Source organism: Bradyrhizobium diazoefficiens, assembly GCF_016612535.1.
Lineage (GTDB): Bacteria > Pseudomonadota > Alphaproteobacteria > Rhizobiales > Xanthobacteraceae > Bradyrhizobium > Bradyrhizobium diazoefficiens_C.
On the sequence record NZ_JAENXS010000001.1, the window covers coordinates 2,609,689 to 2,622,430 of the forward strand.

A 12,742-nucleotide genomic window follows, 5' to 3' on the forward strand; every position below is an offset into this window, starting at 1 on the left:
AAAAGGAAAATGTTTCCGTTTTGAATGTTTCGGCGAGGCCGGTGGTGCGTGCGTCGTGCCTGGGCGGCCGTGCCCAACGTTCGAAGAGAGCGTTTCAAGAGACCGTTTCAAGAAACGACAGGAGAGCGCCGTGACAGTTGTCCTTCCCACGCCTGCCCAACTCCGCAGCGTCGCGGAGCAGTGCGGCCTCGCGCTGACCGACGAAGACGTGACCTCGTTCCGCGGCCTGATGCAGGGTTCGATCGAGGCCTACAATCTGGTCGGCGCGATGCCCGACGAAGTGCCGCAGGTGAAATATCTGCGCACGCCGGGCTATCAGCCCTCGGCGGAGGAGAATCCGCGCAACGCCTGGTACCGCAAGTCCAAGGTTCAGGGTGCCGCAAGCGGCAAGCTGAAGGGTAAGACCGTCGCGCTGAAGGACAACATCATGCTGGCCGGCGTTCCCATGATGAACGGTTCGGCGACCCTGGAAGGCTATGTCCCCGATTTCGACGCCACCATCGTCACCCGCATGCTGGACGCCGGCGCCGAGATTGCCGGCAAGACCCACTGCGAATCCTTCTGCATGTCCGGTGGTAGCCACACCAACGCGGTGGGCGCCGTCCACAATCCCTACAAGATGGGCTATTCGGCCGGCGGCTCGTCCTCGGGCAGCGGCGTCGTCGTCGCGCTCGGCGAGGTCGACATGGCGATCGGCGGCGACCAGGGCGGCTCGATCCGCATGCCGTCCTCATTCTGTGGCACCTACGGCATGAAGCCGACCTGGGGTCTCGTCCCCTATACCGGCATCATGCCGATCGAGGTCTTCGTGGATCACACCGGCCCGATGACGGCGACCGTCGCCGACAATGCGCTGCTGCTCGAAGTGCTCGCCGGCGACGACGGCTATGACCCCCGCATCAAGTCGCCCAGAGTCGAGGAGTACACCAAGGCGCTCGGCCAGGGCGTGAAGGGCATGAAGATCGGCATCCTCAAGGAAGGTTTTGAGCAGGCAACTGCGGAGTCTGCCGTCAATGAAAGCGTGCGCGAAGCCGCCAAGCGCTTCAAGGATCTGGGTGCGACGGTCGAGACCGTCTCGATCCCGATGCACCTCCTCGGTCCCGCGATCTGGACGCCGATCGGCACCGAGGGCATGACCCAGACCATGATGTACGGCGATGGCTATGGCCTGAGCCGGTCGGACCTCTACTCGACCTCGCTGATGGATTTCCACCGCGGCTGGCGCCGGCAGGCGGACTCGCTATCCGAGACCACAAAACTGTTCCTGTTGCTAGGCACCTATATCAACAACACCTTTGGTCCGCGCTACTACGGCAAGGCTCTGAACATCTCGCGACGCCTGACCGCGGCCTATGACAAGGCCTTCGGCGAATACGACCTGCTGCTGCTGCCGACGACGCCGATGAAGGCGACCAAGCTGCCGGAGCCCACCGCCAGCCGCGAGGATTACGTCGCGCGCGCGCTCGAGATGATTTCCAACACCGCGCCGTTCGACATCACCCATCATCCCGCGATGTCGCTGCCCTGCGGCATGGTCGACGGCCTTCCCATCGGCCTGATGCTGGTCGGCCGCATGTTCGAGGAATCCACCATTTACCGCGCCGCGCACGCCTTCGAGCAGATCGGCGACTGGAAGAAGATGTGAGCGAGGCTTCAATGAAGACGGACGGAACGGCAAAGCATGGCTAACGCGTTCGTCGCGGCGTTCGAGATCCTGAGCTTTGGCGCGATCATCGTCCTGATCGTGCTGGGGCTCGGGATCATCGCCAGCATGATGGGCATCTTCAACTTCGCGCAGGGCGAATTCGTCCTGCTCGGGGCCTACATCACCTATCTTGCCTACGCCAAGGGCCTGCCGATCTGGACCGGCATGGTCGCAGCGCCCTTTCTGGTCGGTGCGTTCGGCTTTGTGCTGGAGGCGCTGATCATCCGCCGCTTCTACGCCGCGCCGATCGTGGCCATGCTCGGCACCTACGCGCTCGGCCTGATCATCCGCGAATCCGTGCGCGGGCTGATCGGCGGTTTCTATCTCACCGTGCCCGAGCCGATCGGCGGCTCGATCGACATCGGCACCATGCACATCTCGGCGTGGCGTTTCACCATCATCGTCATCACGCTGCTGGTGATGGGCGGTTGCTATCTCCTGCTGTCGCGCACGAGTTTTGGTCTGCGCATGCGCGCCACGCTGGAAAATCCGTCGCTGGCGCGCGCATCCGGCATTTCCACGCCCCTGATGTACGGCGCCACCTTTGCGTTCGGCTCCGCGCTCGCAGGCCTTGCCGGCGCGCTGATCGTGCCGGTGTTCAGCCTCTACGCCGATCTCGGCATCCGCTTCCTGATCCAGGGCTTCGTCGCCGTCATGGTCGGCGGTGTCGGATCCTTCATCGGCCCCGTCGCCGGCGCCGGGGTGATCGGCACGCTCAGCGCGGCGCTGCCCTGGGTCATCGCGCCTGTGGTCGCCGATGTGCTCGTTTTCGTTCTCGCCATTGCCTTCATCAAATTTCGGCCGCAGGGCCTCATCGCTGGAAAAGGGGTTTAGTCACATGTTCGATCGTCCTCAACTTTCACGCCGCCGCTTTCTCTCCAATTTCGCTTTCGCCTCCGGCGCGGTCGCGACCGGGGTCGGAAGCTGGGTGATCCCGGCGCCCTGGGCCAATGCGGCCGAAGCCCCGATCAAGGTCGGCATCGCGACCGACCTGACCGGTCCGATTGCGTACGCCGGCAACGCCGACGCCAATGTCGCCAAGATGGTGATCAAGGAGATCAACGCTGGCGGTGGCCTGCTCGGCCGCCCGCTCGAGCTCTACATCGAGGACACCGCCTCCAACGAATCGGTCGCGGTCGGCAACGTGCGAAAACTGATCCAGCGCGACAAGGTCGACATGGTGCTGGGCGGCATCACCTCGTCGATGCGCAACGCCATCAAGGACCCGATCGTGGCGCGCGGCAAGACGCTCTACATCTACCCGCAGCTCTATGAAGGCAAGGAGTGCACGCCCTATCTGTTCTGCACCGGACCGACGCCGGCGCAGCAATGCGACGAGTTCATCCCCTGGCTGATCAAGAACGGCGGCAAGAAGTTCGCGCTGCCGAGCGCCAACTATGTCTGGCCGCACACGCTCAACGTCTATGCCCGCAAGGTGATCGAAGCCAACGGCGGCGAGGTCGTGTTCGAGGAATACTATCCGCTCGACCAGATCGACTTCTCCTCGACCGTCAACCGCATCATCTCCAACAAGGTCGACGTCGTCTTCAACACCGTCATTCCGCCGGGCGTCGGTCCGTTCTTCAAGCAGCTCTATGAAGCCGGCTTCCTCAAAAACGGCGGGCGTCTGGCCTGCGTCTACTACGACGAGAACACGCTCAACATCAACCAGGCCAACGAGATCGAGGGCCTTGCGAGCTGCCTCGACTACTTCAAGGTGCTGACCAAGGAGAACCCGTTCGACGCCAAGATTCAGGCGGCCTACGAGAAGGATTTTCCAGGCAACTTCCTGTTCGCCGCCGGAAGTGCCGCGACCGGCACCTATCGCGGCCTGAAGCTGTGGGAAGCCGCCGTCAAGGAAGCTGGCAAGATCGACCGCGAATCGGTCGCAGCTACCCTCGATCACGCCAAGATCGCCGAAGGCCCGGGCGGACCGGCCGAAATGGTGCCGGGCAAGCGCCACTGCAAGATGAAGATGTACACCGCGGTCGCCAAGGGCGGGAACTACGAGATCGTCGGACGCAGCGACGGGCTCGTCGATCCCAAGGAATGTTAAAATGATTTTCTTCACCTCTCCCCGTCGGGGAGAGGTGCGTCCACCGCCACAAGGTGCTTTAATCCGGAATGCTGAAATCTATGGGTGCAGCTAAACAGGCCGTCCACGTCCACGCCGACGTCGGGAGTGAGACAGACGTTTCGGTGACGGAAAGCGCACCGGTCAAACGCTCGTCGGCGCGAAAGGTCTTGCCGATCGTCGAGGGCGTGGTGTTCGTCGCCGCGCTGGTCGCCCCGCTGGTGCTCCAGGATTATCTGACGGTGTTCGCGACACGCGTGATCATTCTCGCGCTGTTCGCGCTGTCGTTCGATCTGGTCTGGGGCTATGCCGGCATCATGAGCTTCGGCCAGGCGCTGTTCTTCGGCTCGGCCGGTTATGGCGTGGCGCTGCTCGCGCGCGACCTGGACATCACCAACATCTTCCTGGTGCTGCCGGCGGGCACGATCATCGGCCTTACCTTTGCGCTCTTGCTCGGCGGCTTCCTGCTGCTGGGCCGGCATCCCTCCAGCGTGATCTTCGTTTCGCTGGGCACGCTGACCGGCTCCTACGCCGCCGATCGCCTCGCGCGAGGCTGGTATTATCTCGGCGGCCAGAACGGCATTCCCTCGATCGTGCCGATGACGCTTCGAGGCTACGAATTCGAGGAAGGGCCGGCGTTCTATTATCTCGTGCTCGGTATCCTCGCCGTCGTCTACCTGCTGTGCCGCTTCCTGGTGCGCTCGCAGTTCGGGCTGGCGCTCGCCGGCCTGCGCGAGAACGAGCAGCGCATCGCCTTCTTCGGCTACAAGGCGCAGCACCTCAAGGCGATCATCTTCGCGATCGGCGGCGCCATCGCCGGCCTTGCCGGCAGTCTCTATGCTTTCCACGAGGGGTTCGTCTGGCCCAACATGGTCGGCGTCGTGGTCTCGACGCAAGTGGTGCTCTACGTGCTGTTCGGCGGCTCGGGCACGCTGATCGGTGCTGTCATCGGCACCGTGATCGTCGAAGGCGTCAGCTTCTGGCTCTCGGACAATTACCGCGATATCTGGCCGATCATTCTCGGCGTCCTGCTCTTGTTCGTGATCCTGTTCCGGCCGCTCGGCCTGATCAGCTTTGTGCTGGGCGAGCGGGAGCGCGTCGGCTGTTTTGGTGCCAAGATCAAGGGGAAGCAAAATGCCGCTCCTTGAAGCCGCGGGCATCTCAAAGATATTCGGCAAGCTCACCGCGCTCGACGGCGCCGCGCTCACCGTCGGAGAGAACGAGTTTCACGGCCTGATCGGCCCGAACGGCTCCGGCAAGAGCACGCTGATGAAATGCATCGCGGGAGCCGAAGTGCCGACGCAGGGCAAGGTCTCGTTCATCAATGCCGACATCACGGCGTTCACGCCGACCGAGCGGGCACGGGCCGGCATGAGCCTGAAGTTCCAGATCACGTCCGTGCTGCCGTCGCTGACGCTCTACGACAATATCCTGCTCGCGCTCCAGGCGCAGTCCTCGCTGCTCGACCTCGTGCTCTCGCGCACGCGGGGTGCGTTGCACGATCAGGTCATGATCATGCTGACGCAATTCCGCTTGGCCGATCGTGCCTTCGACGCGGCAGCGGCGCTGTCGCACGGCCAGCAGCAATGGCTGGAGATCGCGATGGCGCTCGCGGGCAAGCCGAAACTGCTGCTGCTCGATGAGCCGACCGGCGGCATGAGCCTGGAGGAGCGTCGCGTCACCGGCGAATTGCTCCAGCCGATCAAGCAGCATTGCTCGCTCGTCATCGTCGAGCACGACCTCGATTTCATCCGCGACATCTGCGATCGCCTCACCGTACTCGACCAGGGCAAGGTGCTCGCTTCGGGCACGGTGTCGGAGATCCAGGCCAACAAATCCGTCCAGGAGATCTATCTGCGCCGTGCCTGAATTTTTGGACATCAAGCATCTCGACACCGGCTATGGCCGCAGCCAGGTCCTGTTCGACGTCAATCTCGGCATTCCCTGGCGCGGCGGCGTCGCGGTGCTCGGGCGCAACGGCGCCGGCAAGACCACGCTGATGAAGACCATCGTCGGCGAGCTGCCGGCATGGAAAGGCGAGGTCGCCTTCGACGGCCGCGACATCAGCCGTCGCGCGACCCAGGAGCGCGTGCGCGCCGGCATCGGCTACGTGCCGCAGGAGCATTCGGTGTTCGCGCGCCTGTCGGTGCGCGACAATCTCGCCGTCGGCTCGCTCGCAAGCAAGAAGGCCGACGCCGTCGACCACGTGCTGACGATCTTCCCGAAACTCGGCGAGCGCCTCGACCAGCCCGCCGGCACGCTCTCCGGCGGCGAGCGCAAGATGCTCGCTATCGGCCGCGCCATGCTGGGCGATCCGAAATTATTGGTGCTGGACGAGCCGACCGAAGGCGTCTGGATCGGCGTGATCGAGGAGATCACCGAACGCCTGATCGAGCTCGCCAAGGAGATCGCCGTCATCATCGTCGAGCAGCACCTCGACCTTGCGCTGCGCGTCGCCGACTACGCCTACGTGCTGGATCGCGGCTGCGTCGCGCTACAGGGTGCGGCGGGCGAGGTGAGGGGCAATCCGGAGCTGATGCGGTATCTGGCGCCGTAGGATTGGCAGCCGAACTGCGCCGGTCTGTGCTCAGATACCCACTGTCATGCTCCGCGAAAGCGGGGCATCCAGTACGCCGTGGCGTCTCGATTGAGAGACAACCGTCTCTGGAATACTGGATTCCCCGCTTTCGCGGGGAATGACACCGTCAGGCTTGGATGGAGTGCAGAGACCGGGGGCCGCCTACTTCACCGCACCAAATCGGCTGTCGAACGAGTTCGACGACACCACCGGCGCTGCTCCCATCATCTGCGCCGCTTCACCCGCTCCGTCCCTCACCGACGGCTTCAGAGCCGGCCGCGATGCGGCGACCTTGGTCTCGGCAGGCTTCGCCGAGTCGGAAGATTTGGCCGGTTCGGCAGGCTTCGCGGCAACGGCTGTCTTGTCCTTGGACTTGTCATGGCCGGGCGCGAACCTCGCCACTGCGGCCTTCAGTCTCGACGCCGCGGTGGGCGACGTTGCGGGGGCCGGAGCCACCGACGCGGTGGCTTGCGGCGCCGGTGTCGTCGCCGTCGTGTCGGCGGTGCCCAGGCCCATCTTGCGGCCGAGGTTGGAGAAGAAGCCCGACTTCTCACCCGCTGCGGCCGTGGCGACACGCGTGTTGGTCGGGGGCGCGCTGACGGCAACGACGGGCTCTTCCTGCGGCGCGGAGGCGACTGCGTCGAGGTTCGGCTTCGGCGGATTGACGGTGCCGGGGATGGTGCCCGGCGCCTTCGACATCGCCAGCATCTGCAGCGTGGTGCCTTCGGCGCCTTCCGACAGGCCGGTCGAGCCTTCCGGAATCTTCGCCGCAAAGATCTTGTTCATGCCGCCGTCGATGCCGGTGTTCATGCGCGCAACCGGCGTGCCCTTGGAGACGAGCTTGTTGTACTCGGCCTCGTCGCGCTGCTCTTTCTCGCGCACGGCGCTGGCGATGTCCTCGGGGATCACATAGGCCGGGCACTTCGCGGAGGCGTCGAACACGGGGTCGCGCTTGGCGTCGGGCGCCTTGGCCGCGTCGAACACGTATTTCTTCTCGCAGAAATCGACCTTCGGCTCCTGCCGCGTCACCTCGAAATGATCATAGCCTTCCTTGATCATCTTCCAGAAGGCCATGTTCGGATTGTTGCGGTGCCTGGCCATGTTCACCGGCGTCATCCTGAAAGGATACGCCTGGAACTGGAACGCCTTCTGGCCGCCGAAGAAGGACTCGCGTCCCAGCGAATAGATCTCCGCGATCTGCTCGTCGGTCATGGCGTAGCAGCCGCGCGACGAGCAATCGCCATGCACCATCAGCTGCGAGCCGGTGCGGCCGAGCGCCTTGTCGAAGGCGTTGGGGAAGCCGGTGTTGAACGACAGGTAATAGGCCGATTGCGGATTCATCTGGCTCGGGCTGATCGAGTAGAATCCTTCCGGCGCCTGGCGGTCGCCTTCGCGCACCTTCGGACCGAGATCGCCGGACCAGCGGCAGATCGGATAGGTCTTGAGCAGGGCGAACTGGCCGGAGCGGGTCTGCTTCCAGATCTCGAGCTCGGCCTCCTGCTTGAACAGGCGGATCAGGATCGGCGATTGCAGATCCATGTCCTTCTCACCCATCGCGGCGACGAGTTTTGGCGAGACCGGCTGGTTGGCCTTGGCGTTGTTCGCCAGCGACACCTGATCGGTGTCGCAGCCGGCGAGCAGAACGCTGGCGGCAAGCGCAATCGAAGCCAGGAGCGCGCGAGCAAGCGAACGAGAATTCAAGGTGGACCCCACAACGTGCCGGGCAAGGAGCGCGAACCCCGATTCTTGGAGCATGGTCTGACCGGATCTCCGGACTTTTTCAGACCAGGCGCCTGCGCTTATGCCCTGAAGCCATTGATTAAAATTCTAACCTCCGCGCCGACGGGTCGCAACCCGACCGGGGATCACGAGCCCGTTGGCCCGAAGGCGTGGTCAACAGAGACTTAAACTGGGCCGTAACTTGGGACGATTTCGGGCCTTGCGGCCAAACCAGTACTGAGATCGCCGATTTGGGCAAAAAAAGGGTTAACGCCGGGTTACCTGAGGAGCTGCGTAAGGTGGGTTAGCCCTGCAGATGTGCGAAGCGCATCTGCTCGGCGTAACCCACCTCTTCTCGTTTCGCGGAGACAAACAGTGGTGGGTTACGCCTTCGGCTAACCCACCCTACGGCACCGGAATCTGCCCGAATCAGCCCAGTTTCCGGCCGATATCGAGGAATTTCTGCCGGCGTTGCTTGCGGATGGCGTCGCCGTCGAGGCCCCGGAGCTCGTCGAAGGCCTTGGCGATGGCATCGCCCGTGGTGGCGATCATGGCCGCGGGGTCGCGGTGGGCGCCGCCGACCGGCTCCTTCAGGATGCTGTCGATCACCCCGAAGCGCAGCATGTCCTGGGCGGTGATCTTCATGTTGTTGGCGGCTTCCTGCGCCTTGCTGCCGTCGCGCCAGAGGATGGAGGAGGCGGCTTCCGGCGAGATCACGCTGTAGATCGCGTGCTCCAGCATCAACACCTTGTTGGCGGTGGTGATGGCGATGGCGCCGCCCGACATGCCCTCGCCGGTGATGATGGCGACGTTCGGCACGGTTAGCGCCATGCAGGCATCGGTCGAGCGCGCGATCGCCTCGGCCTGCCCCCGCTCCTCGGCGCCGATGCCGGGATAGGCGCCGGCGGAATCGGCGAGCGACAGCACCGGCAGGCCGAACCGCTCGGCCATCTCCATCAGCCGCACGCATTTGCGATAGCCCTCGGGCCGCGCCATGCCGAAATTATGCTTGATGCGGCTCTCGGTGGAATCGCCCTTTTCCTGACCCATCACGCAGATCGCCTCGCCGCGGAAGCGGCCGAAGCCCGCGACCAGCGCCTCGTCCTCGCCGAACTTGCGGTCGCCGGCGAGCGGGGTGAATTCGGTGACCAGGCCCTTGATGAAGTCATTGAAATGCGGCCGCTGCGGATGCCGCGCCACCAGCGTCTTCTGCCACGGCGTCAGGTTCAGATAGAGGTCGGCCAGCGCCTGCGCCGCCTTGTCCTCGATCCGGCCGATCTCATCACTGATATCGGTGCCGGAGGCCGCCAGCGTCCTGAGCTCGTCGAGCTTGGAGTCGAGCTCGGCGACGGGCTTTTCGAAATCGAGATAGCTGCGCATCTGGTCTGGCATCAACTCAATATAACGGGACAGGGCGAGGACGCGAAGCGAGGTTGGCTTCCTCGAAAGAAGTGTAGCTTCTTCAAGGGTTTGACCTGTGCGCTCGCGGAAGCGCGCCAAATCACTGACAAGGCCACGGCTCTTTCTGCGGAGATGTGGCCGAAGTCAAGGCGGTTTCGCCCGCCGCCGCACGGCGGCGGCTACTTCTCCGCCAGCGGGTGCAGGTCGCGCACGAGGCTCTTCAGCCGCTCCTCGACCACATGGGTGTAGATCTGGGTGGTCGAGATGTCGGTGTGTCCGAGCAGGGTCTGCACGATGCGCAAATCCGCGCCGTTGTGCAGGAGGTGGCTGGCAAAGGCGTGGCGCAGCACATGCGGGGAGACCAGCCGGGCTTGCAGGCCCGAGGCGACCGCGAGCTCTTTGAGGTCGCGGGCAAAGTGCTGTCGCGTCAGATGCCCGCTCTCGCCGAACGAGGGAAACAGCCATTTCGAGGTGGCGAGGCTGTCCTTCTTCTTTTCCGCCTTTGCAGCTTCCGTCGCTGCGAGATAATCCGCCATCGCCTGCCGCGAGGCCTCGTTCAGCGGCACCAGGCGTTCCTTGTCGCCCTTGCCTCGCACCACGATCATGCGGGCGTCGCGTTTGGCCGCCGTGCGCGGCAGCGCCACCAGCTCGGAGACGCGCAGGCCCGTGGCGTAGAGCACCTCGAGCAGGCAATAGAGCCGCAAAGCCCGCAACCGCTGCGACGGCGAGGCGTCTGCGGCCTCGCTCATCTCCTTGGCGCGGCGGAGCATGCGGTCGACATCGGCGATCGACAGCACTTTTGGCAGCCCGCGGCCGCGCTTCGGCCCGGACAGGATCGCCGCGGGATCCTCGGCTCGGATCCGCTCGCTCAGCAGGAAGCGAAACAGATGCCGTATCGCCGACAGCCGCCGCGCGACACTGGAGGATTTGAAGCCGCGCGCATCGAGATCGCCGAGATAGTCGCGCAGCGTCTGCGTCTCGGCGTCCGCAAAGCTGTGACCAACGCGAGTCAAAAATTCCGAGAAATCCGTGAGGTCGCGCCGATAGGCGTCGAGCGTGTTGGGGCCGGCGCCCTGTTCCGCCGCGAGCATGTCGAGGAACAGGCCGGTGAGCTTGGCGTCGGAGGGCTTGCTGGCGGAGGATTTGCGCATGCCCCGGAGGCTAGCTCCTATTTCTTGAGAAACTTATCCGGCGGGATCGTCACCGTCATTTCCCGCGGCTTCGGATTGACGAAGTTGGCCAGCGCGAACACCACGCCATAAACGATGCCGGCGATCACGGCGACGACCGTCAGGAAGCGGAACAGGCTGGGCATCGGGCAAGGTCTCGGCGAGGGCGCGACAAGGCGTTCGGATAGCCAAATTAACCAATGAAATCATCCAACATGTTCGCCGTTTCGTGGCAAGAGTCCTCTGGCGAGGGCCCCAATGGGGTCGTATAGGTGGCCAGGGATGCCGCATTTGGCGGCAAACTGAGCGAGATCCATGTCCGACGCCGCGTTGCCAGCACAAGCGAGCCCTGAGGCCGACATTCTGTCGGCGCTTGGGACGCGTTCGATCGTGCTGGTCGGCATGATGGGCGTTGGCAAGTCGACCATCGGCCGCCGCATGGCGGCGCGGCTCAAGCTGCCCTTCATCGATGCCGACACCGAGATCGAGGCGGCGGCCGGCATGACCATACCGGAGATTTTCGAGCGCCATGGCGAGCCGCATTTCCGTGACGGCGAAGCGCGGGTAATCGCGCGCCTGCTCGACGGCGGCCCGATCGTGCTGGCAACCGGCGGCGGTGCGTTCATGCGCGAGGAGACGCGGAGCCGCATCGCGGCCAAGGCGATCTCGATCTGGCTCAAGGCCGATCACGATGTGATCATGCGGCGCGTGCGCCGCCGCGCCGATCGCCCGCTGCTCCAGACCGCCGATCCCGAGGGAACCGTGACGCGCCTGCTCACCGAGCGCGAGCCGGTCTACGGCCATGCCGATTTGACCATCGCCTCGCGCGACGTGCCGCACGACAGAATCGTCGACGAGACCATCGAGACGCTGCATGCGTATCTCTGCGGCCAACCACCAGCCGACCTCGCGAGTGCCGTTCGATGACTGCGCCTTTGAAACATTCCGATTCCGTCATCGTCGACGTCGCGCTTGGCGATCGTGCTTATGACATCGTCATCGGCCGCGACGTGCTGTCCTCGCTCGGTGAGCGGGTCGCCGCTTTGCGCCCCGGCGTGCGCACGGCTGTTGTCACCGACCGCACCGTCGCAAAATACTGGCTCGAGCCAACGGAAGCCTCGCTTGCAGCCAGCGGCATTCCGACTTCGCGTGTCGTGGTCGAGGAAGGCGAGATCTCCAAAACCTACGCCGGTCTTGAGAAGGTCAGCGAGGCCCTGATCGCCGCAAAGATCGAACGCAACGATCTCGTCATCGCGCTCGGCGGCGGCGTCGTCGGCGATCTCGCCGGCTTTGCCGCCGCGATCCTGCGCCGCGGCGTCGATTTCGTGCAGGTGCCGACCTCGCTGCTGGCGCAGGTCGATTCGTCCGTCGGCGGCAAGACCGGCATCAACTCGCCGCAGGGCAAGAATTTGCTCGGCGCCTTCCATCAGCCGGTGCTGGTGATCGCCGACACCGCCGTGCTCGACACGCTGTCGCCGCGGCAGTTCCGCGCAGGCTATGCCGAGGTCGCCAAATACGGCGTGCTCGGCGACGAAGCCTTCTTCAGCTGGCTGGAGAAGAATCATTCCGACATCTTCAAGGGCGGCTCGGCCCGCGAGCATGCAATTGCGACCTCCTGCCGCGCCAAGGCCGGCGTGGTCTCGCGCGACGAGCGCGAGACCGGCGAGCGCGCGCTGCTCAATCTCGGCCACACCTTTGGTCACGCGCTGGAAGCCGCGACCGGTTTCTCCGACCGTCTGTTTCACGGCGAGGGCGTTGCGATCGGCATGACGCTGGCGGCGCAGTTCTCGGCCAGGCTCGGCATGATCGGCGAGGCCGATGCCGCCCGCGTCGAGCGTCACCTCATCGAAGCAGGCCTTCCGACGCGCTTGCAGGACATCGCCGGTTTCGTGCAGGAAGGGCTTGTGGATGCCGACGCGCTGATGGCGCTGATGGCGCAGGACAAGAAGGTCAAGCGCGGCAAGCTCACCTTCATCCTCCTGGAGGCGGTCGGGCGTGCCGTCATCGCAAAGGATGTCGAGCCGGCGCCGGTACGCGACTTCCTGAAAGAGAAGCTCGCGCAAAATGCCTGAAACGCGACTGAATTTCTGTTGAGA

The 12,742-nt window shown here is 64.3% G+C and carries 12 protein-coding genes; 8 read left to right on the top strand and 4 right to left on the bottom strand.

Translation table 11 applies throughout. The features are described from left to right. Nucleotides 1-130 precede the first annotated feature (130 nt). From JJE66_RS12275 to JJE66_RS12300, 6 genes are all read left to right on the top strand, one after another. Complete coding sequence (locus JJE66_RS12275; RefSeq protein ID WP_200514521.1) at nt 131-1,645, top strand: amidase; 1,515 nt, start codon at nt 131-133, stop codon at nt 1,643-1,645. Nucleotides 1,646-1,681: 36 nt separating this feature from the next. Next, entirely contained in the window at nt 1,682-2,539 is an 858-nt protein-coding gene (locus JJE66_RS12280; protein WP_200514522.1) for a branched-chain amino acid ABC transporter permease, read from the top strand. Between the two features lie 4 nt (nt 2,540-2,543). After that, nucleotides 2,544-3,761, top strand: a complete 1,218-nt coding sequence (locus JJE66_RS12285; protein WP_200514523.1) for a substrate-binding protein — start codon at nt 2,544-2,546, stop codon at nt 3,759-3,761. Nucleotides 3,762-3,829: 68 nt separating this feature from the next. After that, nucleotides 3,830-4,927 (top strand): branched-chain amino acid ABC transporter permease, encoded by a 1,098-nt coding sequence (locus tag JJE66_RS12290; RefSeq protein WP_200514524.1) that lies wholly within the window; start codon nt 3,830-3,832, stop codon nt 4,925-4,927. Further along, nucleotides 4,914-5,648, top strand: coding sequence for an ABC transporter ATP-binding protein (locus JJE66_RS12295; RefSeq protein WP_200514525.1), 735 nt, complete (start codon nt 4,914-4,916; stop codon nt 5,646-5,648). Before JJE66_RS12290 ends, JJE66_RS12295 begins: the two co-directional genes overlap by 14 nt. After that, the gene (locus JJE66_RS12300; protein WP_200514526.1) at nt 5,641-6,336 is read left to right on the top strand and encodes an ABC transporter ATP-binding protein; all 696 of its coding nucleotides are present in this window, start codon (nt 5,641-5,643) and stop codon (nt 6,334-6,336) included. The genes JJE66_RS12295 and JJE66_RS12300 overlap by 8 nt, the downstream gene beginning before the upstream one ends. 183 nt (nt 6,337-6,519) lie before the next feature. Here JJE66_RS12300 and JJE66_RS12305 read toward each other — a convergent pair whose 3' ends face one another. The 4 genes from JJE66_RS12305 to JJE66_RS12320 all read right to left on the bottom strand — a co-directional run bounded on the left by JJE66_RS12305 (nt 6,520) and on the right by JJE66_RS12320 (nt 10,792). Further along, nucleotides 6,520-8,058: a murein L,D-transpeptidase family protein gene (locus JJE66_RS12305; protein WP_210349669.1), complete on the bottom strand. Its 1,539-nt coding sequence runs from the start codon at nt 8,056-8,058 to the stop codon at nt 6,520-6,522. Between the two features lie 447 nt (nt 8,059-8,505). Then, nucleotides 8,506-9,468 (bottom strand): acetyl-CoA carboxylase carboxyltransferase subunit alpha, encoded by a 963-nt coding sequence (locus JJE66_RS12310; RefSeq protein ID WP_200514527.1) that lies wholly within the window; start codon nt 9,466-9,468, stop codon nt 8,506-8,508. A 188-nt stretch (nt 9,469-9,656) separates the two neighbouring features. Continuing rightward, nucleotides 9,657-10,628: a site-specific tyrosine recombinase XerD gene (gene xerD / locus JJE66_RS12315; RefSeq protein WP_200514528.1), complete on the bottom strand. Its 972-nt coding sequence runs from the start codon at nt 10,626-10,628 to the stop codon at nt 9,657-9,659. Nucleotides 10,629-10,645: 17 nt separating this feature from the next. Then, nucleotides 10,646-10,792: a hypothetical protein gene (locus tag JJE66_RS12320; protein ID WP_035669499.1), complete on the bottom strand. Its 147-nt coding sequence runs from the start codon at nt 10,790-10,792 to the stop codon at nt 10,646-10,648. 169 nt (nt 10,793-10,961) lie between these two features. On the opposite strand from JJE66_RS12320, the gene JJE66_RS12325 reads away from it, so the two are divergent. After that, nucleotides 10,962-11,573 carry a shikimate kinase gene (locus JJE66_RS12325; protein ID WP_200514529.1) on the top strand — a complete coding sequence of 204 codons (612 nt, stop codon included), beginning with the start codon at nt 10,962-10,964 and terminating at the stop codon, nt 11,571-11,573. Then, nucleotides 11,570-12,718, top strand: a complete 1,149-nt coding sequence (gene aroB, locus JJE66_RS12330; protein ID WP_200514530.1) for a 3-dehydroquinate synthase — start codon at nt 11,570-11,572, stop codon at nt 12,716-12,718. Before JJE66_RS12325 ends, aroB begins: the two co-directional genes overlap by 4 nt. Nucleotides 12,719-12,742 lie beyond the last annotated feature (24 nt).